The organism is Massilia sp. WG5 (assembly GCF_001412595.2).
Classification (GTDB): Bacteria; Pseudomonadota; Gammaproteobacteria; order Burkholderiales; family Burkholderiaceae_D; genus Telluria.
The window spans coordinates 1,181,590-1,202,718 of sequence record NZ_CP012640.2 but is presented as its reverse complement, the minus strand read 5'-3'; the positions used below and the strand labels follow the sequence as shown (position 1 = coordinate 1,202,718).

Below are 21,129 nucleotides of genomic sequence, written 5' to 3'. Positions count from 1 at the left end.
ATGCGGGGTGCGATGGACAAGGACGTGCACGTGCCGGCGGCGCTGCTGGCCAGGCAACAGCTCGACAGCGGGCTCAAGCCGGAGCGGCTGCGCCACGAGCAGGAACAGGCGCACTTCAACGAACTGTACCTGCTGGCCCCCAGCGGCTACTTCGTGGTGGCCTTCGACGGCCGCATCCTGCAGGCCAATGTCGCCGGCGCGCAGCTGATCGGCGTTGCGCGCGGCGCGCTCGGCGCGCACCGCTTCCGCGACTTCGTGCGGCGCGCCTGGCGCGAGGAATTCGACGCCTTCTTCGAGGCCGCCATCAACAGCCGCGCGCCGCGCCGCCAGCGCATCGAGATGACCTGCGCCGACCAGGGTGCGCCCGGACCGGTGGTGCTGCTGGCCAGCGCCGACGGCAGCGGCCAGGCCTGCCGCATCGTGGTCGAGCCGGTCGACGGCAAGCTGGCCGCGCTGGAGCGCAGCGAAGAGCGCTTCCGCCGCATCGTCCACTGCGCCGACGAGGGCATCTGGGAGATCGACGCGCTCGGCTTCATTACCTTCGTGAACCCGAAAATGGCGGCGCTGCTGGGCTGCGAGATCGAGGACCTGCTGGAGCAGCCGCTGGTGCGCTTCATGGACGAGGAGGGCAAGGCCCGTTTCGAGACCCATGACGTGCGCCGCCAGCATGCGCGCGGCGAACGCGCCGAACTGAAGTTCATCCGCACCGATGGCGCCGAGCTGTGGACCAGCGCCGCCACCACGCCGATCTTCGACGTCGCCGGCAACTATCTCGGCACCCTGGCCCTGGTCACCGACATCACGCGCAGCCGCGCCTCGGCCGAGCGGATCTGGCACCAGGCCAACTTCGACGAGCTGACCGGCCTGCCGAACCGCCACATGTTCCGCGACCGCCTGGCCCAGGAAATGCGCAAGGCCGACCGCAGCGCCAACTTCGTGGCCCTGCTGTACATCGACCTCGACCACTTCAAGCAAGTCAACGACCACCTCGGCCATGCGGTCGGCGACGCGCTGCTGGCCGAGGCCGCGCGCCGGGTCAAGGCCTGCGTGCGCGTCACCGATACCCTGGCGCGCCTGGGCGGCGACGAGTTCACGGTGATCCTGGCCGGCATGGAGCGGGTCGGCAGCGTCGACCGCATCGCCCAGTCCATCGTCGACGCGCTGGCGCTGCCCTTCGAGCTGGCCGGGGCCATCGGCCAGGAGCGCGCCGAGGTCTCGGCCTCGATCGGCATCGCCCTGTATCCGGCCGACGCGCGCGAGCTGCCGGAACTGCTGTCGCATGCCGACCAGGCCATGTACGCCTCCAAGAACGCCGGCCGCAACCGCTACAGCTACTTCACCCGGGACCTCCAGGAAGCGGCGCTGGCGCGCCAGCTCATCACGTCCGACCTGCGCGCGGCGATCGAGGGGCGCCAGTTCGAAATTCTCTACCAGCCCATCGTCTCGCTGCGGACCGGCGCCGTGCACAAGGCCGAGGCCCTGCTGCGTTGGCGCCATCCGACCCGCGGCCTGCTGGCCCCGGCCCAGTTCATTCCTTTCGCCGAGAGCAATGGCCTGATCGTCGAGATCGGCGACTGGGTGTTCCGCGAGGCGGCGCGCCAGGTCCAGCGCTGGCAGCGCAGCATCGCCCCGGACTTCCAGGTCAGCGTGAACAAGTCACCGGTGCAGTTCCGCCGCGACGGTGGCCAGTATCAGGGATGGCTCGACTACCTGCGCGAACTGAAGCTGCCGCCGCAGAGCATCGTGGTCGAGATCAGCGAGGGCGCGCTTGCCGGCGGCGCCGACGCGCTGCTGGGCCGCCTGGCCCAGTACCGCATGCTCGGGCTGCAGGTGGCGCTCGACCATTTCGGCACCGGTCATGCCTCGCTGGCTTACCTGAAGCGCTACGACATCGACTTCGTGAAGATCGATCCCTCGCTGGCGCAGACGCTGGAGGGGGAGGGCGGCGAGCTGGCGCTGTACGAGGCGATCGTCGCCATGGCGCACAAGCTGGGGCTGAAGGTGGTGGCGGAAGGGGTGGAGGCGCCGGCGCAGCGCAGGCTGCTGCTCGACGCCGGCTGCGATTATGCGCAGGGGTACATGTTCGGGCATCCGATGAGCGCGCAGGACCTGGAACGGCTGGCCCTGCGCTCCATCGCCTGATTACATGTTCGGGTAATTCGGCCCGCCGCCGCCTTCCGGCGTGACCCAGACGATGTTCTGGGTCGGATCCTTGATGTCGCAGGTCTTGCAGTGCACGCAGTTCTGCGCGTTGATCTGCAGGCGGTCCTTGCCTTCGTCGGTCTTCACGAACTCGTACACGCCGGCCGGGCAGTAGCGCTGTTCCGGACCGGCGTACTTGGCCAGGTTGATCTCGACCGGCACGTTCGGGTTCTTCAGGGTCAGGTGCACCGGCTGGTCTTCGGCGTGGTTGGTGTTCGAGATGAACACCGAGGACAGGCGGTCAAAAGTCAGCTTGCCGTCCGGCTTCGGGTACACGATGGGCTTGAAGTCCGAGGCGGGACGCAGGCATTCGTGGTCGGCGTGCTGGTGGTGCAGGGTCCACGGCGCCTTGCCCTTGAACAGGATCTGGTCGATGCCGGTCATGATGGTGCCCAGATACAGGCCCTTGCTCATCCACGGCTTGAAGTTGCGCGCCACGTGCAGTTCCTCGTGCAGCCAGGACTGCTCGAAGGCGGCCGGGTAGCTCGCCAGCTCGTCGTGCTGGCGGCCCTCGCCCAGTGCGGCAAAGGCGGCGTCGGCGGCCAGCATGCCGGTCTTGATCGCGGCGTGGCTGCCCTTGATGCGGGACACGTTCAGGAAGCCGGCGTCGCAGCCGATCAGGGCGCCGCCCGGGAACACGGTCTTCGGCAGCGATTGCAGGCCACCGGCCGTGATCGCGCGCGCGCCGTAGGAGATGCGCTTGCCGCCTTCGAAGAAGTGGCGGATCGCCGGGTGGGTTTTATAACGCTGGAATTCCTCGTACGGCGACAGATACGGGTTCTGGTAGGCCAGGCCGACCACGAAGCCGACCGCGACCTGGTTGTTCTCCAGGTGGTACAGGAAGGAGCCGCCATAGGTATCGGAGGGCAGCGGCCAGCCGGCGCTGTGGATCACCAGGCCCGGCTGGTGCTTGGCCGGGTCGATTTCCCACAGTTCCTTGATGCCGATGCCGTAGGTCTGCGGATCCTTGCCCTTGTTCAGGTCGTATTTCGCGATCAGCTGCCGGCCCAGGTGGCCGCGCGAGCCTTCCGCGAACAGCGTGTACTTCGCGTGCAGTTCCATCCCGAGCTGGAAATCCGGGCCGGGTTCGCCATCGCGCTTGACGCCCATGTTGCCGGTGGCGACGCCCTTGACCGAGCCGTCCTCGTTGTACAGCACCTCGGCGGCCGGGAAGCCCGGGAAGATCTCGACGCCCAGGCTTTCCGCCTGCTGGCCCAGCCAGCGCGTCACATTACCCAGCGAAATCACGTAGTTGCCGTGGTTGGTCAGGGCCTTCGGCACCATGAAGGACGGGGTGGCGTAGGATTTGGTCTCGGTCAGGAACAGCACGCGGTCTTCGGTGACGGCGGTGTTCAGCGGGGCGCCGAGTTCCTTCCAGTTCGGGAAGAGTTCGTTCAGCGCACGCGGGTCCATGACCGCGCCCGACAGGATGTGCGCACCCACCTCGCCGCCTTTTTCGAGCACGCAGACGGACACCTCGCGGCCCTGTTCCGATGCCAGCTGCTTCAGGCGGATTGCCGCCGAGAGACCGGCAGGGCCGCCGCCGACGATGACGACGTCGTATTCCATCGCTTCGCGCGGACCGTATTGTTCGATGAGGTTGTTGGGCTGAGTCATGTCTTATAGGTGTATGAAAAATTTAAGCACGAGTGTGCACTTTTTTGCTCATGATTGCAACGCAGGGGGGTATTGTAGGGCAGATATTAGATGCAGCAATCTAAACGCGGCGAATTAGGTGAAGTATGTAATGATTATGTCGTCGCAACAGAATATAGTTCGGTGGTGCTTGGGAACAGGAGCGGAAAGTGGGCATTGAAGTCAATTTCGAAGGAAAGATCGCAATGGTGACGGGCGCTTCCAGCGGGCTGGGGGCGCGCTTCGCGAAGGCCCTGGCCGGGGCCGGGGCGCAGGTGGTGCTGGCTTCGCGCCGCATCGAGCGCCTGAAGGAGCTGCGCGCCGAGATCGAGGCGGACGGCGGCGCCGCCCACGTGGTGGCGCTGGACGTCACCGACCTCGCCAGCATCAAGTCGGCGATCGCCCACGCCGAGACCGAGGCGGGCCCGATCGACATCCTGGTGAACAATTCCGGCGTGTCGACCACCCAGCGCCTGCTGGACGTGACCGAGGACGACTACGGCTACATCATGGACACCAACCTGCGCGGCGCCTTCTTCATGGCCCAGCAGACCGCCAAGCGCATGATCCAGCGCGCCAAGGGCGACCCCAAGAAGCAGCACAGGATCGTCAACATCGCCTCGGTGGCGGGCTTGCGCGTGCTGCCGCAGATCGGCGTCTACTGCATGAGCAAGGCCGGCGTGGTGCAGATGACCAAGGCGATGGCGGTCGAATGGGGCCGCTACGGCATCAACGTCAACGCGATCTGCCCCGGCTACATCGCCACCGAGATGAACGAGGATTACTTCGACACCGAGCAGGGAAAAAAGCTGATCGAGATGCTGCCGCGCCGCCGCACCGGCCGGCCGGAAGATCTCGATGGCCTGCTGCTGCTGCTGGCCGCCGAGGAAGCCCACTTCATCAACGGCGCCATCATCACGGCTGACGACGGCATGACGGCGCAGTGAAGGGCGCAATGCGCACACTGGTCATGGTCCATGGCCTGCTGGGTTCCAGCGCTTACTACGACCCGCAGGCCCTGCTGCCGGATCTCGACGTGCGCACGCCCGACCTGCTCGGCTACGGCGGCAATCGCAGTATCGACCGCGGCATCGATCTGCAGGCCCAGGCCTGCGAGCTGGTGCGCATCCTGCGCGAGGAAGTGGAGCGGCCGGCCTGGCTGCTCGGCCACAGCGTCGGCGGCGCCGTGATGATGCTGGCTGCCCGCCAGGCGCCGGAGCGGGTAGCGGGCCTGATCAGCGTGGAAGGCAATTTCACGCTGAAGGATGCATACTGGTGTTCGCGCATCGCCGCCATGCTTGACGCCGACTGGGCGGCCGAATACGGCGCCATGGAAGACGATCCGGCCGCCTGGCTGGAGCGGACCGGCATCGAAGCCAGCGACCAGCGCATCGCCTGGGCACGCGCGATCCTGTCCAACCAGCCTTTCGAAACCATCCAGGCGATGGCGCGTTCGGTGGTGGAGGTGACCGGACAGCCGGCCTACCTGGATGGCGTGCGACACGTGCTCGGCAGCGGCGTGCCGCTGTGGCTGCTGGGCGGCGAACTCTCGGCCGCCGGCTGGGACATCCCCGAATGGGTGCTGGCGCTGGCCCAGGGAAGCCTGGTGCAGCCGGGCGCCGGACACATGATGATGCTGGAGGATCCGGCGGCCTTTTGCGGCATCGTCGGCCGAATCGTGCGGGGACAGGCTCCCTGCTGAGGCACTACAATGCCTGCTTTTCCAAAACGTCAGGCAAGAATGAGCAACGAGAAGTCCACCCGCAAATTAATGCACACCATGCGCCAGGCGATCCGCTGGGGCGACATGGACGTGCTGGGTCACGTCAACAACACCGTCTATTTCCGCTACATGGAAAGCGGCCGCATCTGCTTCCTGGAAGAGGTGGCGGGCGAGTTCAGCATGCAGGGCGAGGGACCGGTGATCGTCACCGCCTACTGCACCTTCCTCAAGCAGCTGAAGTACCCGGGAGAGATCGAAGTGCGCACCTATGCCGGCGCGCCGGGCCGCTCCAGCTTCGAGGTCACGCACGAGATCAGCCTGGTGGACGCCGACGGCAAGGCCGACGTCGTCTACGCGGAAGGCGGCGGCAAGGTGGTGTGGATCGATTTCAAGGCCGAGAAGTCGGTGCCGCTGCCGGCGCATCTCAGGAGCGCGCTGCCGGCGGCATGAGCAGCTTGACCGGGATGAAGGGATGTTGAACATTTAGTTGCCATGAGGAAATGATTTCGCTAAGCTGATGTTTTGCCTGAAGTTCAACGGAGACATCCAGCATGTGGCTATCTTTATCCTTCGACGAAACGCCCACTTCTTCTTCCCGCGATTTCGCGAGCGGCGACCATCTGTCGTCGCCGCGCCTGGGTTATTCCCATCACGGACTGTATGTCGGCAATGGGCTGGTCATCCATTATTCCGGCTTCGCCCGGAGCATGCAGTCGGGAGCGGTCGAGTTCGCTACGCTCGACGAATTCGCCTGCGGTAACGAGATCAAGCTCGTGCGCCATCCCGACCGTAAATATGGCAGGGAGGCCAGTGTCGACCGTGCCTGCCAGCGGCTGGGGGAAGACTGGTACAGCCTGCTGCTGAACAATTGCGAGCATTTTGTGAACTGGTGTATCGAGGGAGCGCACACGAGTCCGCAGGTCAGGAAAGTAACGACACCGCTGTTCAGTGCCGGCGCCATGGCCTACCTGAGGGGCAATCCGCAGGCTTCGCGCTACCTGGCGGACGCCTTGCGCCGCCTGGGTTCGTCGACCTCGTCGGCGACCCTCGGGCGCGCGGTAGATGCCCTGTCGTCCATCTTGCTGGGCCAAGGCGGTTCGGCTGTGCTCGCACCGGTCGCGCCGGCCCTCGGGGCAGGGCTGGCGCACAGTGTCGGCGCCGCCGCAAGCTCGAGTGTTGCGCGCGGCGTGGTGAGTTCGCTGGGCGGTGGAGCTGCGGCAAGCGTGGCAGCCACCTACGGCGGCGCATCGGCGGCCACGCTCGTGGGCGCGGCCGGTGCGGGCGCGCTGGCGACAGTCGGTGCACCTTTGCTTGCCGGCGTGGCGGCCGTCTACGCTGTCAGCAAACTGTGGGACTGGTGGGACTAGCGCGCCACCCCCACCAGCTTGTGCACCAGTTCCGACGATGTGGACGCCGAAAACTTCTTCATCAGCTTGGCCCGGTGCATCTCCACCGTACGCGGCGACAGGTCGGTCTCGCGCGCGATCACCTTGCTGGTCTTGCCTTCCACCAGCAGGGCCGCGATCTCGCGTTCGCGCGGGGTGAGGGCGGCCGTCACCGGGCGCTTTTCGCTCACGTCCTCGAAGGTCCAGACCCCGGCGCCCAGCGGCTGTTGCGGGTCCAGCGCGCGGCCGGTCACGTGGCACCAGAACAGCTCGCCGTCCGCGCGGCGCATGATGCGCTCGTCCGAGTAGCGGCCGCGGGCGTTCATGATGGGGACGATGCGGTCGCCGGTGCGCAGGAACTCGTCATGGGTCGGATACAGGACCTCGAAGGACTTGCCGTTCAGCTGGGCGCAGTCGTAGCCGAACATCGCCGCCAGCGCCTCGTTGCAGGCCTGGATGATGCGGTTGACCGAGATGCACATGCCGACCGGGGCATGCTGGAAAATCATCTCGTAATCGATGGCGTATGATGCTGTCGTTTGATGCAAGCTTAGTTCTCCACTTCTTTGTCTCCCGGTCCGGGCTTGCCGGTATTTCTACGGTATTGTGCTTTGCGGGGGGCTATTTTATTCTCGAATTCTACTCTGCTGTACAGATCACTTACTAAAGGGACGGGTATGAATAAAGTTTATCCAGATGCGCGGTCCGCGCTCGAGGGTGTCGTCAAGGATGGCCAGACCATCGCCGTGGGCGGCTTCGGCCTGTGCGGGATCCCGGAGGCGCTGATCGCCGCGCTGCGCGATTCCGGCGTCACCAACCTGACGGCCATCTCGAATAATGCCGGCGTCGACGACTTCGGTCTCGGCCAGCTGCTGGCCACGCGCCAGATCAAGAAGATGATCGCGTCCTACGTCGGCGAAAACAAGGAGTTCGCGCGCCAGTACCTGGCCGGCGAGCTCGAGCTCGAATTCACGCCGCAGGGCACGCTGGCCGAGAAGCTGCGCGCCGGCGGCGCCGGCATCCCGGCCTTCTTCACCAAGACCGGCTACGGCACCATCGTCGCCGAGGGCAAGGAAACCCGCGAGTTCGACGGCGAGATGTACGTGATGGAACGCTCGCTGAATCCGGACGTCGCGCTGGTCAAGGCCTGGAAGGCCGACCGCGCGGGCAACCTGGTGTTCCGCAAGACCGCGCGCAACTTCAACCCGAACGTCGCCTCCTCGGGCAAGATCTGCATCGTGGAAGTCGAACAACTGGTCGAGACCGGCGAGATCGATCCGGACCAGGTGCACCTGCCGAGCATCTTCGTGCACCGCATCGTGCATAACCCGACGCCGGAAAAGCGCATCGAACAGCGCACCGTGCGCCAAGCCTAAGACCAGGAGACAGATAACATGGCATGGACTCGTGATGAAATGGCCGCGCGCGCGGCAAAGGAACTGCAGGACGGCTTCTACGTGAACCTGGGCATCGGCTTGCCGACCCTGGTGGCGAACTACGTCCCGCAGGATGTCGAAGTGTTCCTGCAGTCCGAAAACGGCCTGCTGGGCATCGGCCCGTTCCCTACCGACGCCGAAGTCGACGCCGACCTGATCAACGCCGGCAAGCAGACCGTGACCGCGCTGCCGGGCTCGGCCTACTTCAGCTCGGCCGATTCCTTCGGCATGATCCGCGGCGGCAAGATCAACCTGGCGATCCTGGGCGCGATGCAGGTCTCGGAAAAGGGCGACCTGGCCAACTGGATGATCCCGGGCAAGATGGTGAAGGGCATGGGCGGTGCGATGGACCTGGTGGCCGGCGTCAAGCGCGTGGTGGTGCTGATGGAGCACGTCGCCACCGCCAAGGACGGCTCGGTCAGCCACAAGATCCTCAAGAAGTGCGACCTGCCGCTGACCGGCGTGGGCGTGGTCGACCGCATCATCACCGACCTCGGCGTGATCGACGTCACCGATACCGGCCTGAAGCTGGTGGAACTGGCGCCGGGCGTGACCAGGGAACAGGTGCTGGCCGCGACCAGCGCCGAGCTGGACGTGTCGGGCCTGTAATTCCGTACGGGCGGCAAGCAAAAGCCCGGCGAGCGTCCTCGCCGGGCTTTGTCGTTGTCGCCCTTTATTTCGTGGTCCAGACGTACTGGACGGTCGCCCACGACTCGACCGGCTTGCCAGCCGAGGTGCCCGCCATGAAGCTGCATTTTTCCAGGGCGCTGCGGGCGGCTTCGTCCAGCGCCGGGAAACCGCTCGAACCGCTGACCAGTGCCTCTTTCACCTTGCCGTCCGGCGCCACTCGGAAGCGCATGATGACGGTCCCCTCATGGTTCCGCTGCAACTCATCCTTGGGGTAATGCGGCTTGGCGCAGCTCCTGAAATCGAGAACTGGGGTCTGGGTCCCGGCTGCGCCCGTGACCGGCCCCGGATCCGCTGCCGCCTGGGCAAACAGGGCCATGCTCATGGCCGCAAGGCCGAGTACCGGGATGGCTGCTTTCCAATTCAGCGATTGTGTGTCGGGGCGAAGCAATCGTTTGATGCGTGACATGAGATCTCCTCCGTTGGCCGCCTGGGCCAGGTGGTGGGTTGAGAACTGGAGGCGCTCCAGTTCGGATAGTGCAAGGGCCAGGCGCCGCGGTTCGCCGAGTTTCCTTGCTGCGTAATCGTCTGCGATCTGTTCGCGCTCGATGCGGATCCGGTGCGATATCCACCAGACCGCCGGGTGGTAGAAGAAGAGGGTTTCGATGACGTTCTGGCCCAGGTTGACCAGGTAGTCGTGGCGGCGCACATGGCCGAGTTCGTGCGCCAGCAGGGCTTCCAGCAGCTGCGGCGGCATGCCTGTTACCAGGCTGGCCGGCACCAGCACCACCGGGCGCCACCAGCCGGCCGTGATCGGACTGGCCAGGCCGTCGATGACGCGCAGCCGCACCTCGCGGTCCAGGCCGAAGTCCCGCGCCATCCGGGTGAGGCGCGCCTGCCAGGCCGGGTCGCAAGCCTCCAGGCGCACGGCGCGCCCGATCCACAGCAGCCCGGCCACCATGCGCAGGCCGAGCGCGCCGGCACAGGCGGCCCACAGGACGACGATCCAGTCCAGCCTGGACTGGATCCACGGCAGGAGGCCGATTGGGTCCATGGCGCGGCTGCGGGCTGCGCCCGAGGCCGGCAGCAGGCGGGCGGCGGGCTCGGCGTCGCCGGCGCTGAGCAGCAGCGCCAGGTCGGCCATCGGCCATGCCATGCACAGCAACAGGCCGAGGCAGGCGACCGCATAGCGGGTTTCCGGCCGAGCATTGCGCAGGAAGGTGAGCAGTACCGCGACGGCGCAGCCGAGCAGGGCGCCCTGCCAGACGAAATGGACCAGGGTCCAGCCGAGCGCGGCGACCAGGGCGGCGGCGCTCATTCCTTGTCCTCGCTGCCGTGCGCTTCGTCCTTCAGCAGCTGCTCGATCTCCTCGCGCTCCTTCTTCGAGATGCCGGTCTTGAGGGCGGCCAGCACCAGCGCCTTGGCCGAGCCCGAGAAGGCGCGCTGCATCAAGTCCTTCAGCAGGTTGGTCTGCAGCGATTCCTGCGCGTGGGCGGGCGCATACACATGCGAGCGCTCGCGCTCGTCGCGGATCAGGAGGCCCTTCGCGTGCATGATCTGCATCAGGCGCAGCACGGTTGCATAAGTCACCTCCGGCCGGGTCTTCATGATCTCGTCGTGCACCTGGCGGGCGGTGCCGGAGCCCATGGGCCACAGGACCTGCAGCAGGTCGAGTTCGGCCGGGGTCGGCTTGAAAGGGGCAGGGGGCTTGGCCATCGTTCATCCTTGAATGCAATCGGTAGGTAAGCCTAGACTAGCTTGTCTAGATTGACTTGTCTACAAAAATTCGATTGCGTGGGAATGGCCGAGTCATAGCCCGGTTGTCATGAGGGAAGCGTCATAGACAAGCTTGTCTTTGGCGGGGTCGAGCCGATCCAAATTGGCCTTGTCCGGTCCAATGCTTGGCATCCCGAACCGAGTCCGTTGCGCGCATGGTGGATTCCACGGACAGCGCAGGCGATACCGACGCATCCACCCCGCGCCGCCCCTTTTCGGCCGAGCTGTGGGGTGTGACGCGGCACTACCGCGGGCGCATCGCCGCCTCGGCGCTGCTGCGTTTCGCCTCGACCACCGCAGCCCGGTCGGCGAGCGCGGCGTGATGTTCTCGGGCGGCGAAAGGCAGCGCATCGGCGTCGCCCGCGCGATCCTGAAGAACCCGCCGATCCTGGTCTTCGACGAGGCGACCTCGGCCCTGGATTCGGTATCGGAACGCGCGATCGCGCGCGAACTGGAAAGGCTGGCGCGCAAGCGCAGCATCCTGATCATCGCGCACCGGCTGTCGACCATCGTGAACGCCGACGCCATCATCGTCATGGAACATGGACGCATCGTCGAGCAGGGCACGCATGCGGAACTGCTGCGCAGCGAAGGGCGTATGCGCAGCTGTGGCTGCAGCAGCAGAGGCCAGAATAAATGTCACGTCGTCCCCACCTGCGCGGGAACGACGTATCGCTGCGATCAGCCTTCCAGCTTGGCCAGCTTGCCCAGGCAACGCCGCTGGAAATTGTCCAGCCCGTCCGTCACCAGCGCATCGTCCTCGCCCAGCACCTCGTCGTCGATCAGCAGGCGCAGCTTGGCGATGCGGTCGCCGAGGGCCAGGGCTTCGGCCAGGTGGTCGCTGCCCGGGGCGCCGGCATGGGCGATGGCGGCGATGACCTGTTCGGGGAAGTTCCAGTGCGCGGCGATGGCGGCGGACAGCTGGCGGCTGCCGGCCAGCAGGCGGGCGCCGAAGCTGCCGGCGCCGGGCACCCTGCCGCCGGTGCAGACGCGGTCGGCGAGGCGGAAGGCCACCACCAGGCCCACGTTCTGCATCAGGCCGGCCAGGTAGGCTTCGAACACGCTGGTGCTCAGGCCCGGCGCCATCAGGCTGGCGGCCAGCGCGCAGCTGATCGACTGGTTCCAGACCCGGGGCGCGGCAACGCGCGCAAAGCCGTCGGCCTGCATGTTGACGAGGGGGCGGAAGGCGACGCGCGCCAGCAGCATGCGCAAGCCGTTCTGGCCCAGCATCATGATGGCGGCTTCGAGGTTCTTGACGGGGGCGATCGGGCGGTAATAGGCGCTGTTCGCTTCGCGGATCACTTCCGCGGTCAGCACCACGTCCTGCGCCACCTGGCGCGCCAGTTCCGCCACCGACGCGTCCTCGTCGTTCAGGCTGGCCAGCAGTTTCGGAATCGCTTCCGGCACGCGCGGCACCAGGCCGGCGGCATCAAAGGGCTGCAGGCCCAGGATCCGGACCTCGTCGAGGATGCGGGTTTCGACTTCGGGCGGGGCCGCATAGCCATGCGCGGCCGTCAGCCAGCGGTAATAGGTCGCTTCGATCTCGGCCGCCAGGTCGGCGGCCTGCTCGTCGGCTGCTTCCGCCGGAGCGGCGGGCGCGGCGGGCGCGGTGTCCGAAGCGCCACGCAGGCGATTAATCCAGTTCTTCATAGGAAGGATTCTATATGCATCGCCCAGGGTCGAACAGCAAAAAAAAACGCCGGGCGAACCCGGCGTCGGAACGAGGATGGCGCAGACCTGTCGATCAGGCGGTCTCGTGTGCTGCCTGCTCGCGCAGCGTACCGTCATCGACGCTTGGATGCTTCAGCTCGGCGGCCAGGCGCTCCTTGTCGAGCTCGCCTTCCCACTTCGACACGACGATGGTCGCGACGCCGTTCCCGATGATGTTGGTCAGGGCGCGGCATTCGCTCATGAACTTGTCGATGCCCAGGATCAGGGTCATGCCCGCCACCGGGATGGTCGGCACCACGGCCAGCGTCGCCGCCAGGGTGATGAAGCCGGCGCCGGTGATGCCGGACGCGCCCTTCGAGGTCAGCATGGCCACGAACAGGATGGTCAGTTCCTGGGTCAGGGTCAGCTCGGTGTTGGTGGCCTGGGCCACGAACAGGGCGGCCATCGTCATGTAGATGTTGGTGCCGTCCAGGTTGAAGGAGTAGCCGGTCGGGACCACCAGGCCCACCACCGATTTCGGGCAACCCAGCTTTTCCAGCTTGCGCATGATGGCCGGCAGCGCGCTTTCCGACGAGCTGGTGCCCAGCACGACCAGCAGCTCTTCCTTGATGTAGGCGAGGTAGCGCAGGATCGAGAAGCCGGTCATGCGGGCGATGAAGCCGAGCACGAGGAACACGAACAGGGCGCAGGTCAGGTAGAAGGAACCGACCAGCGAAGCCAGCGGGATCAGCGACTTGACGCCGTATTTGCCGATGGTGAAGGCCATCGCACCGAAGGCGCCGATCGGGGCGGCCTTCATGATGATGTTCACCACGCCGAAGATCATGTGCGACAGGGTTTCGATGCCGCGGGTGATGGGACGGCCGCGCTCGCCCATCATCGACAGCGCGATGCCGCACAGGATCGCGATCAGCAGGACCTGCAGGATCTCGCCCTTGGCGAACGCATCCACGAAGGTGTTCGGGATGATGTTCATCAGGAAGTCGGTGGTCGTCAGCGCCTTGGTCTTGTCGGTGTACTGGGCGATCGAGTGGGTGTCGATGGTGGCCGGGTTGACGTTGAAGCCGGCGCCCGGCTTGATGACATTGGCGACGATCAGGCCGATCGCCAGCGCGAAGGTCGACACGACCTCGAAGTAGAGCAGGGCCTTGCCGCCGACGCGGCCGACCTTCTTCATGTCCTGCATGCCGGCGATACCGGCGACGACGGTACAGAAGATCACCGGTGCGATGATCATCTTGATCAGCTTGACGAAGCCGTCTCCCAGCGGCTTCATCGCGGTGGCCAGGCCGGGATCGTAGATGCCAAGCAGGACGCCCACGATAATCGCGAACAGCACCTGGATGTACAGCACTTTATAGAATGGTTTTTTCATGATCAGGCTTCATGCGCTAATGATAGTGCCGTCATCATTACTGAAAATATCTGCGCCAGCTATTGTGGAAAACCGCAACACCGGCGCCTATAACCGATCCTACGCTTCCTGAATGTCAGGGGGCGCACTCAAGGGCGGTGTTCAGTTACGCCGATAGATGGTGCCGCCCTTCATCACGAAGCCGACCTTGCGCAGCGCCGCGATGTCGGCGGTCGGGTCGCCCTCGACCGCGATCACGTCGGCCAGGTTGCCGGTCTGGAGCGCGCCCAGGTCGTTCTTGCCGAGGATATGCGCGGCGACCACGGTGGCGGCGCGCAGCGCTTCCGTCGGGCTCATGCCCAGGCGCACCATCCACTCCAGCTCGCGCTCGTTGGTGCCATGGGCGAACACGCCGACATCGCTGCCGTTGCCGATCGTGACGCCCAGCCTGTGCGCCAGCCGGAAGGCGCGCGCCGCTTCCTGCATGCCGGCCGTGGGCGTGCCGCCGCGCACGTACTTCTGGAAATATTCGCCGATCGCTTCCGGCGCGGTGAGCGTCGGCACATAGGCGGTATGGCGTTCCAGCATCAGTTTGAAGGTGGCTTCGCTGGCGCCGTAGCCGTGCTCGATCGTGTCGACGCCGGCCAGCACGGCCAGGCGGATCGCATCGTCGCTGCTGGCGTGCGCCGCCACCTTGCGTCCCGTGACGTGGGCCGCCGCCACGATCGCCTTCATTTCCTCCAGCGTGAAGGTGGGGCGGGTGCTGCCGTCGATGCCGGTGCGGTAGTCGGCGTAGAACTTGATCCAGTCGGCGCCGTGCGAGGACTGCTCGCGCACGGCTTTGGTCGCTTCAACGACGCCGGTGGCCTGCTGCGCGCCGTAGGGGAGGTCCATGTCCGGACGGTAGCTGCGCTCGGCCGGACCGTAGCTGGCGGTGGCGACGATGGCGCGGGTCGCCACCAGCAGGCGCGGGCCCGGCACCTGGCCTTCCTCGATGGCGCGCTTGATGCCGACGTCGGCGTAGCCGGCGCCTTCGGTGCCGAGGTCGCGCAGGGTGGTGAAGCCGGCCTGCAGGGTGTCAAGCGCGTGGCGCACGGCCAGCGCGATGCGGTAGGCCGGCGCCTCCTTGAGCACCTGGTCGTCCCAGGTGGTCTCGTTATACGGGTGCAGCAGCACGTGCGAATGCAGGTCGATCAGGCCGGGGATCAGGGTCTTGCCGGGCAGGGCGACGCGTTCGACGTCGGCCGGCAGCGTCATCTTCTCCGCCGGGCCGACTGCCTGGATGCGGCCCTGGGCCACCAGCACGCTCCAGCCGGCATGCGGCGCGCCGTCGCCGGTCCAGACCTGGTCGGCCGTGATCAGTACCGGGCCGGCGGGCGGGAGCTGGGGCGCGGCCTGGCCCAGCGCTCCGATGGAGGACGCCAGGACCGTGACGATGGAAAGGGCGAGCTGCTTGGCGCGGATCCGCATGGGTGTCTTCCTGTTGTCTTTATGGGATGGAAAGACAGCATCATAGCGGAGCGCTCGTCAACGCTCCAGATCCCCCAGCGACTGCTCGATCCCGAGCTGCACGTCGCGCAAGAAGGCGCCGCCCTTGTCGGACAGCGCGATCCCCGGCGCCGCCAGCTCGACCAGGCACACCAGGGCCTGGCGGAACCATTCCGTGTCGGTGCCCATCAGGGGCAGGGCGTGGGCGTCGATCAGGTAGTAGACGGCGCGCGTGAGCAGGTTCGGGTCGCGGCCCGCGCGCGCGATGCCGGGCGCGAAGTCGACCACCTCGCGGTGGAAGCGGTCGGCCAGGGTCTCCAGGATGTCGTTCGATACCTGGGGCTGGCCGGCGGCCAGCACGACCCGGGCCAGGTCCAGGCAGGCGTCCTGCAATTCCTGTTCGTCGAGGCGCTGCGTCATGGTCTTGCTGCTTTCTTGTGTTGCGAAGATCGCCAGCATGCCATGAATCGCGATTCCCCGCCGGCAGGCGGAGGGGATTATTGCGCGGCCCAGCCGCCGTCCATGTTCCAGGCCACGCCGCGCACCTGGTCGCCCGCGGGCGAGCAGAAGAAGACCGCCAGCGCGCCCAGTTCTTCGGGGGTGACGAACTCGCCGGACGGCTGCTTCTCGCTCAGCAGGGCTTTCTTGGCCTGCTCGACGGGAATGTTTTCGCGCGCGGCGCGGTCGTCGACCTGCTTCTGCACCAGCGGGGTCAGCACCCAGCCCGGGCAGATCGCATTGCAGGTGACGCCGGTATGGGCGTTTTCCAGCGCGGTGACCTTGGTGAAGCCGACCAGTCCGTGCTTGGCGGCCACATAGGCCGACTTGCCGGCCGAGCCGACCAGGCCGTGTACCGAGGCCAGGTTGATGATGCGGCCCCAGTTCTTCTGCTTCATGCCGGGCAGGGCCAGGCGCGAGGTGTGGAAGGCCGAGGTCAGGTTGATAGCGATGATGGCGTCCCACTTCTCGGTCGGGAATTCGTCGACGTTGGCGACGTGCTGGATGCCGGCATTGTTGACGAGGATGTCGACCCCGCCGAATTTTTCGGTGGCGAAGGCCATCATGGCTTCGATCTGGTCCGGCTTGGACATGTCGGCGTTGTGGTAGGCGGTGCGCACGCCGAATTCCTGGCCGATGTCGGTGTGCAGCTTTTCGATCTGCTGGGCGTCGCCGAAGCCGTTGAACACGATATTCGCACCCTGTTCGGCCAGCGCGCGGGCGATGCCGAGGCCGATGCCCGAAGTCGAGCCGGTCACGAGTGCGGTCTTGCCGCTTAGCATAGTGGATTTCATTGGGTCCTCTTGTCAGGAAAAAGTGTTCGTAGAGTCGTTCACGAGAGCTGTGTCGGTCTAACTCCGCCGGACTTGGTAGAATTCTAATCGCTCCGCCGGTTAAAATGTTGGCTGGCGTTCAAGACATGGATTGTGAGAAGGGGATAAGGCATGGGCGAAGCGAGGCTGAAGAGCGTGCAGTGCAGTTCGCCGGCCGGCCTGCACCGCATGGCCTACAAGGAATGGGGCGACCCCGCCAATCCGCGCGTGCTGGTGTGCGTACACGGCGTGACCCGCGTGGGCGGCGACTTCGATGCGCTGGCCAGCGACCTGAGCGGGCATTACCGCGTGGTCTGCCCGGACGTGGTGGGCCGCGGCCGTTCCGGGCGCCTGCGCGACCCCGCGCATTACGTCGTGCCGCAGTACGTGGCCGACATGGTGACCCTGATCGCTCGCGTCACGGCGAATAACGAAGACGAGGCCGTCCACTGGGTCGGCACCTCGATGGGCGGCCTGATCGGCATGATCCTGGCGTCCTTCGAGGACAGCCCGATCCGCCGCCTGGTGCTGAACGATATCGGCCCGGTGCTGGACCCGGCCGCGATGGCGCGCATCGGCGAGTACATCGGCCAGGACGTGCGCTTTCCGGACTTCGAGGCCGGCGCGCGCTTCGTGAAGGATGTATCGGGCTCCTTCGGTCCGCACAGCGACGAGGAATGGCGCAAGCTGGCCAGCGACGTGCTGGTCCAGGAAGACGGCGGCGACTGGGTGCGCCACTACGACCTTGGCCTGGCCAAGCCCTTCGCCGCGATCACGCCCCAGCGCGCCGAACAGGACCAGGCCGCGCTGTGGGCCGCCTTCGATGCGATCCGCTGTCCGACGCTGCTGATCCGCGGCGAACAGTCCGACCTGCTGTCGCGCGCGACGGCGGAAGAAATGACGCGCCGCGGGCCGAAGCCGCAACTGGCGGAAATACCCGGGGTCGGCCATGCGCCGACCCTGATGCACGCATCGCAGATTGCGATCGTGCGCGATTTTTTAATCAACCAACCCTAGGGATAGAAACAATATGGAAATCAAACGTCTGCACGTCGGCAAGCGCCTGTCCGAAATCGCGGTCCATGGCGGCACCGTCTACCTGGCCGGCCAGATCGCCAACGACACCACCCAGGACATCGTCGGCCAGACCCGCGAAGTGCTGGGCCACGTCGACCGCCTGCTGGTCGAGGCCGGCAGCAGCAAGGCCAACATCCTGAGCTGCCAGATCTTCATCTCCGACATGGCGAACTTCCCCGGCATGAATGAAGTCTGGGACGCCTGGGTCGTGCCGGGCCACACCCCGCCGCGCGCCACCGTCGAAGCGAAGCTGGCGAACCCGGCCTGCCTGGTCGAGGTCGTGGTCGTCGCCGCACTGGCGTAATACGCAGGAAGACGCACCGCATGGTATCGATTGCAGCGCTTGGCGACGCCACCACCCAGCTCGTCCACGGCCTCGGGCCGGAAGACCACGCGCGGGTGCAGGCGGCGCTGGACTTCGCCCTTGAGGCCTATGGCGACCGTCACGCATCGAGCGGCCAGAGCGCCTTCGAGTTCTCGCTCGGGGTGGCGGGCACGCTCGCCGTGCTGCGCAGCGATGCCGAGACCCGTATCGCCGGCCTGCTGTTCGAGCTGTGCCTGGTCGAGCCGCTGATTGCCGAATCGCTGGAAGAGCGCTTCGGCAAGGAGGTGGCCGACATGGTGCACGGCGTGCACCAGCTGATCCGGCTGCGCGACCTGACCGCGAGCCACTCGGCTGCCAACCTGACGGTCGGGCGCGGCAAGAACGCGGCCCAGCAGGCGCTGGCCCAGGTCGAAACCCTGCGCAAGATGCTGCTGGCGATGGCCAGCGACATGCGCGTGGTGCTGGTGCGTCTTGCCTCCTGCGTCACGACGCTGCGCTATTTCGCGGAGCAGAAGCGTTTCGACGACCTGACCCGCAACTACGGCAGCGAAGTGCTGGACCTGTACGCGCCGCTGGCGAACCGGCTCGGCATCTTCCAGCTGAAATGGGAGCTGGAAGACCTGTCGTTCCGGATGATGGAGCCGGAAACCTACAAGCGCATCGCCAAGATGCTCGAAGAGAAGCGCATGCTGCGCGAGAGCTTCGTGCAGTCCTCGATCGAACGCTTGCAGGCGGAGCTGGCGAATGCCGGCATCAAGGCCGAGGTCAGCGGCCGGCCGAAGCATATCTACAGCATCTGGAAGAAGATGCGCGGCAAGCAGCTCGATTTCACCGAACTGTACGACGTGCGCGCCTTCCGCGTCATCGTGGCGGACGCCAAGACCTGCTACACGGTGCTGGGCCTGGTCCATAACATCTGGACCCCGATCCCGAAGGAATTCGACGACTATATCTCGCGCCCGAAGCCGAACGGCTACCAGTCGCTGCACACGGTCGTCACCGCCGAGGACGGGCGTCCGCTCGAGGTGCAGATCCGCACCCAGGAAATGCACAACTTCGCCGAATACGGCGTGGCCGCGCACTGGCGCTACAAGGAGGAGGGCGGCTCCAACTTCAAGAGCCAGCAGTACGACGAGAAGATCGCCTGGCTGCGCCAGCTGCTGGCCTGGAAGAGCGACGTCGTCGCCGAATCCGTCGCCGGCCAGGAGGAGCTGCAGCGCGAGTGGGTCGAAAAGCTGAAATCGACCACCCTCGACGACCGCATCTTCGTGCTGACGCCGCAGGCGCGCGTGCTCGAGCTGCCGCAGGGCGCGACCCCGATCGACTTCGCCTACCACCTGCACAGCGAGGTTGGCCAGCGCTGCCGCGGCGCCAAGATCGACGGCGTGATGGTGCCGCTGAATACCCCGCTGAAGAACGGCCAGACCTGCGAGATCATCACGGCGAAAGGGCCGGCCGGCAGCGCCGGTCCCTCGCGCGACTGGCTCAGCCCCGGCTACACGGTGTCGAGCCGGACCCGCGCCAAGATCCGCGCCTGGTTCCACGCCCAGGAACTGGCCGAGACCCTGGCGCACGGGCGCGCGCTGGTCGAGAAGTCGCTGCAGCGCGAGGGCAAGACCGCGGTCAACCTGGAGCTGCTGGCCCATAAACTCGGCTTCGCGAAAGTGGACGACCTGTTCATCGCGGTGGGCAAGGAGAAGTTCAGCCTGCGCCACGTCGAGGCGGCCCTGCACGATCCGGGCGATACCCCGCCGCCGCAGGAAGACACGGCCGTCGTCAACAAGAGCCGCGCCTCCAGCGTGGAGCAGGGCGCCAAGTCCGGCGTGCTGGTGGTCGGCACCGAAGGCATGCTGACCATGCTGGCCAAGTGCTGCAAGCCGGCGCCGCCGGACCCGATCGTCGGCTTCGTCACGCGCGGCAAGGGCGTGTCGATCCACCGCGCCAGTTGCAAGAACTTCGGCGAGATGGCGGCCAAGGCGCCGGAACGCGTGATCGAGACCGAATGGGGCCGCGCCGACAGGGACACGGTCTACCCGATCGACATCTTCATCCTGGCCTCCGACCGCCAGGGCCTGCTGCGCGACATCTCCGAGGTGCTGGCGCGCGAGAAGATCAACGTGATCGGCGTGAACACGCAAAGCGCCAAGGGCTTCGCGCGCATGGTCTTCACCGCCGAGATCGGGGCGACCGGGCAGTTGCAGAAGGCGCTGGCGGCGATCGGCGAGGTGTCGGGCGTGCAGCAGGCGCGGCGGACGTAAGGTGGGCGCCACGTGCCCACCCTACAATATGTAAATATGCCGATCTCTTCGCTCATCTATATCAAGCCGCGCGACTGGGGCGCCCGCATCGGGCGCTACCTGGGAAGCTGGTGGGCCATGCTGCATCTCGGCGCCGTGGCGCTGGTGATGGCGATGTCGCCCTCGACCTGGCACCGCGCCAACCGGCTGACCACCTCGGCCTATATCTACGCCAGCACCTGGGCGGTGCTGCCCTGGTTCACGCTGCTGACGGCCCTGGTCAGCCTGGTCATCATCCGCATCGTGCTGGTGACGGCGCAGAGCTACGGCCTGTCGGGCTTCGCGCTGGAGATGATGGTGCGGGTGCTGGTGCTGGAGCTGATTCCCTTGTCGGCGGCGATGTTCGCGGCGCTGCGCGCCGGCATGGCCTTCGACGCCGGCGCCATGGGCCTGGCGGCGCGCGGCGTGGCGCCCGGCGACGCCGCCGAGGCCACCCTGCGCCGCGTGCGCCGCGACCTGGTGCCGCAGGTGATCGCGAATGCCTTTTCGGTGCTGAGCCTGGCCATGGTCAGCAGCGTGATCGTGCTGGTGCTGGCCTACCTGAACGTGTACGGGATCTCGCCCTGGGGCCTGGGCGACTACACCCGCACGGTGGGACGCGTGTTCGATCCGACCGTGACCCTGGGCTTCGTCTTCAAGACCGTGCTGTTCGGACTGGCCGTCGCGGTGATCCCGAGCGCCGCGATCTTGGACATGCTGCGCCACCGCCGCCGGCACCGCTCGAACGTGCAGCCGGGCGCGCTGCGCCTGCTGTTCGTGCTGCTGATGATCGAGGCCAGTTCGCTGGCTGTCAAATACATCTGAACCACCTGATTGAGGACTG

General features: G+C 66.3%; 20 protein-coding genes and 1 pseudogene. 12 read left to right on the top strand and 9 right to left on the bottom strand.

Going from position 1 to position 21,129, the window contains the following annotated elements; all coding sequences use genetic code 11:
• The first annotated feature begins 12 nt into the window (after positions 1-12).
• Positions 13-2,142, top strand: coding sequence for a bifunctional diguanylate cyclase/phosphodiesterase (locus AM586_RS05205; RefSeq protein WP_197416506.1), 2,130 nt, complete (start codon positions 13-15; stop codon positions 2,140-2,142).
• On the opposite strand, the gene AM586_RS05200 is transcribed toward AM586_RS05205, so the two are convergent.
• Positions 2,143-3,819 (bottom strand): electron transfer flavoprotein-ubiquinone oxidoreductase, encoded by a 1,677-nt coding sequence (locus AM586_RS05200; protein WP_197416507.1) that lies wholly within the window; start codon positions 3,817-3,819, stop codon positions 2,143-2,145.
• A gap of 188 nt (positions 3,820-4,007) precedes the next feature.
• Between AM586_RS05200 and AM586_RS05195 the strand changes: the two genes are divergently transcribed.
• The 4 genes from AM586_RS05195 to AM586_RS05180 all read left to right on the top strand — a co-directional run bounded on the left by AM586_RS05195 (position 4,008) and on the right by AM586_RS05180 (position 6,927).
• A complete protein-coding gene (locus AM586_RS05195) occupies positions 4,008-4,784 on the top strand; it encodes an SDR family oxidoreductase (protein WP_047826372.1) in 777 nt (258 codons plus the stop codon).
• A gap of 8 nt (positions 4,785-4,792) precedes the next feature.
• Positions 4,793-5,539 carry an alpha/beta fold hydrolase gene (locus AM586_RS05190; RefSeq protein ID WP_047826373.1) on the top strand — a complete coding sequence of 249 codons (747 nt, stop codon included), beginning with the start codon at positions 4,793-4,795 and terminating at the stop codon, positions 5,537-5,539.
• Between the two features lie 39 nt (positions 5,540-5,578).
• The gene (locus AM586_RS05185; protein ID WP_047826374.1) at positions 5,579-6,010 is read left to right on the top strand and encodes a thioesterase family protein; all 432 of its coding nucleotides are present in this window, start codon (positions 5,579-5,581) and stop codon (positions 6,008-6,010) included.
• A gap of 101 nt (positions 6,011-6,111) precedes the next feature.
• Entirely contained in the window at positions 6,112-6,927 is an 816-nt protein-coding gene (locus tag AM586_RS05180; RefSeq protein WP_052234437.1) for a lecithin retinol acyltransferase family protein, read from the top strand.
• On the opposite strand, the gene AM586_RS05175 is transcribed toward AM586_RS05180, so the two are convergent.
• Entirely contained in the window at positions 6,924-7,454 is a 531-nt protein-coding gene (locus tag AM586_RS05175) for a LuxR C-terminal-related transcriptional regulator (RefSeq protein WP_047826375.1), read from the bottom strand. The two genes, AM586_RS05180 and AM586_RS05175, sit on opposite strands and share 4 nt — an antisense overlap.
• A gap of 168 nt (positions 7,455-7,622) precedes the next feature.
• Between AM586_RS05175 and AM586_RS05170 the strand changes: the two genes are divergently transcribed.
• Both AM586_RS05170 and AM586_RS05165 read left to right on the top strand, forming a co-directional pair.
• Complete coding sequence (locus AM586_RS05170; protein ID WP_047826376.1) at positions 7,623-8,321, top strand: CoA transferase subunit A; 699 nt, start codon at positions 7,623-7,625, stop codon at positions 8,319-8,321.
• A gap of 18 nt (positions 8,322-8,339) precedes the next feature.
• Complete coding sequence (locus AM586_RS05165) at positions 8,340-8,990, top strand: CoA transferase subunit B (RefSeq protein WP_047826377.1); 651 nt, start codon at positions 8,340-8,342, stop codon at positions 8,988-8,990.
• A 64-nt stretch (positions 8,991-9,054) separates the two neighbouring features.
• On the opposite strand, the gene AM586_RS05160 is transcribed toward AM586_RS05165, so the two are convergent.
• Together AM586_RS05160 and AM586_RS05155 are read right to left on the bottom strand one after the other, a co-directional pair.
• The gene (locus tag AM586_RS05160; RefSeq protein WP_047826378.1) at positions 9,055-10,326 is read right to left on the bottom strand and encodes a M56 family metallopeptidase; all 1,272 of its coding nucleotides are present in this window, start codon (positions 10,324-10,326) and stop codon (positions 9,055-9,057) included.
• Complete coding sequence (locus tag AM586_RS05155; RefSeq protein ID WP_047826379.1) at positions 10,323-10,724, bottom strand: BlaI/MecI/CopY family transcriptional regulator; 402 nt, start codon at positions 10,722-10,724, stop codon at positions 10,323-10,325. The genes AM586_RS05160 and AM586_RS05155 overlap by 4 nt, the downstream gene beginning before the upstream one ends.
• 298 nt (positions 10,725-11,022) lie before the next feature.
• On the opposite strand from AM586_RS05155, the pseudogene AM586_RS28760 reads away from it, so the two are divergent.
• Positions 11,023-11,420: pseudogene (locus tag AM586_RS28760) on the top strand (ATP-binding cassette domain-containing protein); the annotation flags it as partial.
• A 45-nt stretch (positions 11,421-11,465) separates the two neighbouring features.
• Here the strand turns inward: AM586_RS28760 and AM586_RS05145 are convergent.
• The 5 genes from AM586_RS05145 to AM586_RS05125 all read right to left on the bottom strand — a co-directional run bounded on the left by AM586_RS05145 (position 11,466) and on the right by AM586_RS05125 (position 16,589).
• A complete protein-coding gene (locus AM586_RS05145; protein ID WP_047826381.1) occupies positions 11,466-12,434 on the bottom strand; it encodes an HDOD domain-containing protein in 969 nt (322 codons plus the stop codon).
• Positions 12,435-12,528: 94 nt separating this feature from the next.
• Positions 12,529-13,833 (bottom strand): dicarboxylate/amino acid:cation symporter, encoded by a 1,305-nt coding sequence (locus AM586_RS05140; RefSeq protein ID WP_269467317.1) that lies wholly within the window; start codon positions 13,831-13,833, stop codon positions 12,529-12,531.
• A 138-nt stretch (positions 13,834-13,971) separates the two neighbouring features.
• Entirely contained in the window at positions 13,972-15,279 is a 1,308-nt protein-coding gene (locus AM586_RS05135) for an amidohydrolase family protein (protein WP_047826383.1), read from the bottom strand.
• A 57-nt stretch (positions 15,280-15,336) separates the two neighbouring features.
• The gene (locus AM586_RS05130) at positions 15,337-15,717 is read right to left on the bottom strand and encodes a hypothetical protein (protein ID WP_156328265.1); all 381 of its coding nucleotides are present in this window, start codon (positions 15,715-15,717) and stop codon (positions 15,337-15,339) included.
• 77 nt (positions 15,718-15,794) lie between these two features.
• A complete protein-coding gene (locus tag AM586_RS05125; protein WP_047826385.1) occupies positions 15,795-16,589 on the bottom strand; it encodes a 3-hydroxybutyrate dehydrogenase in 795 nt (264 codons plus the stop codon).
• Between the two features lie 150 nt (positions 16,590-16,739).
• Between AM586_RS05125 and AM586_RS05120 the strand changes: the two genes are divergently transcribed.
• The 4 genes from AM586_RS05120 to AM586_RS05105 are packed head-to-tail and all read left to right on the top strand — an operon-like array spanning position 16,740 to position 21,110.
• Entirely contained in the window at positions 16,740-17,624 is an 885-nt protein-coding gene (locus AM586_RS05120; RefSeq protein ID WP_047826386.1) for an alpha/beta fold hydrolase, read from the top strand.
• A gap of 13 nt (positions 17,625-17,637) precedes the next feature.
• Positions 17,638-17,988, top strand: coding sequence for a RidA family protein (locus AM586_RS05115; protein ID WP_047826387.1), 351 nt, complete (start codon positions 17,638-17,640; stop codon positions 17,986-17,988).
• 20 nt (positions 17,989-18,008) lie between these two features.
• Positions 18,009-20,267 carry a bifunctional (p)ppGpp synthetase/guanosine-3',5'-bis(diphosphate) 3'-pyrophosphohydrolase gene (locus AM586_RS05110; protein WP_047826388.1) on the top strand — a complete coding sequence of 753 codons (2,259 nt, stop codon included), beginning with the start codon at positions 18,009-18,011 and terminating at the stop codon, positions 20,265-20,267.
• A gap of 36 nt (positions 20,268-20,303) precedes the next feature.
• Complete coding sequence (locus tag AM586_RS05105) at positions 20,304-21,110, top strand: ABC transporter permease (RefSeq protein WP_047826389.1); 807 nt, start codon at positions 20,304-20,306, stop codon at positions 21,108-21,110.
• Positions 21,111-21,129: the final 19 nt, after the last annotated feature.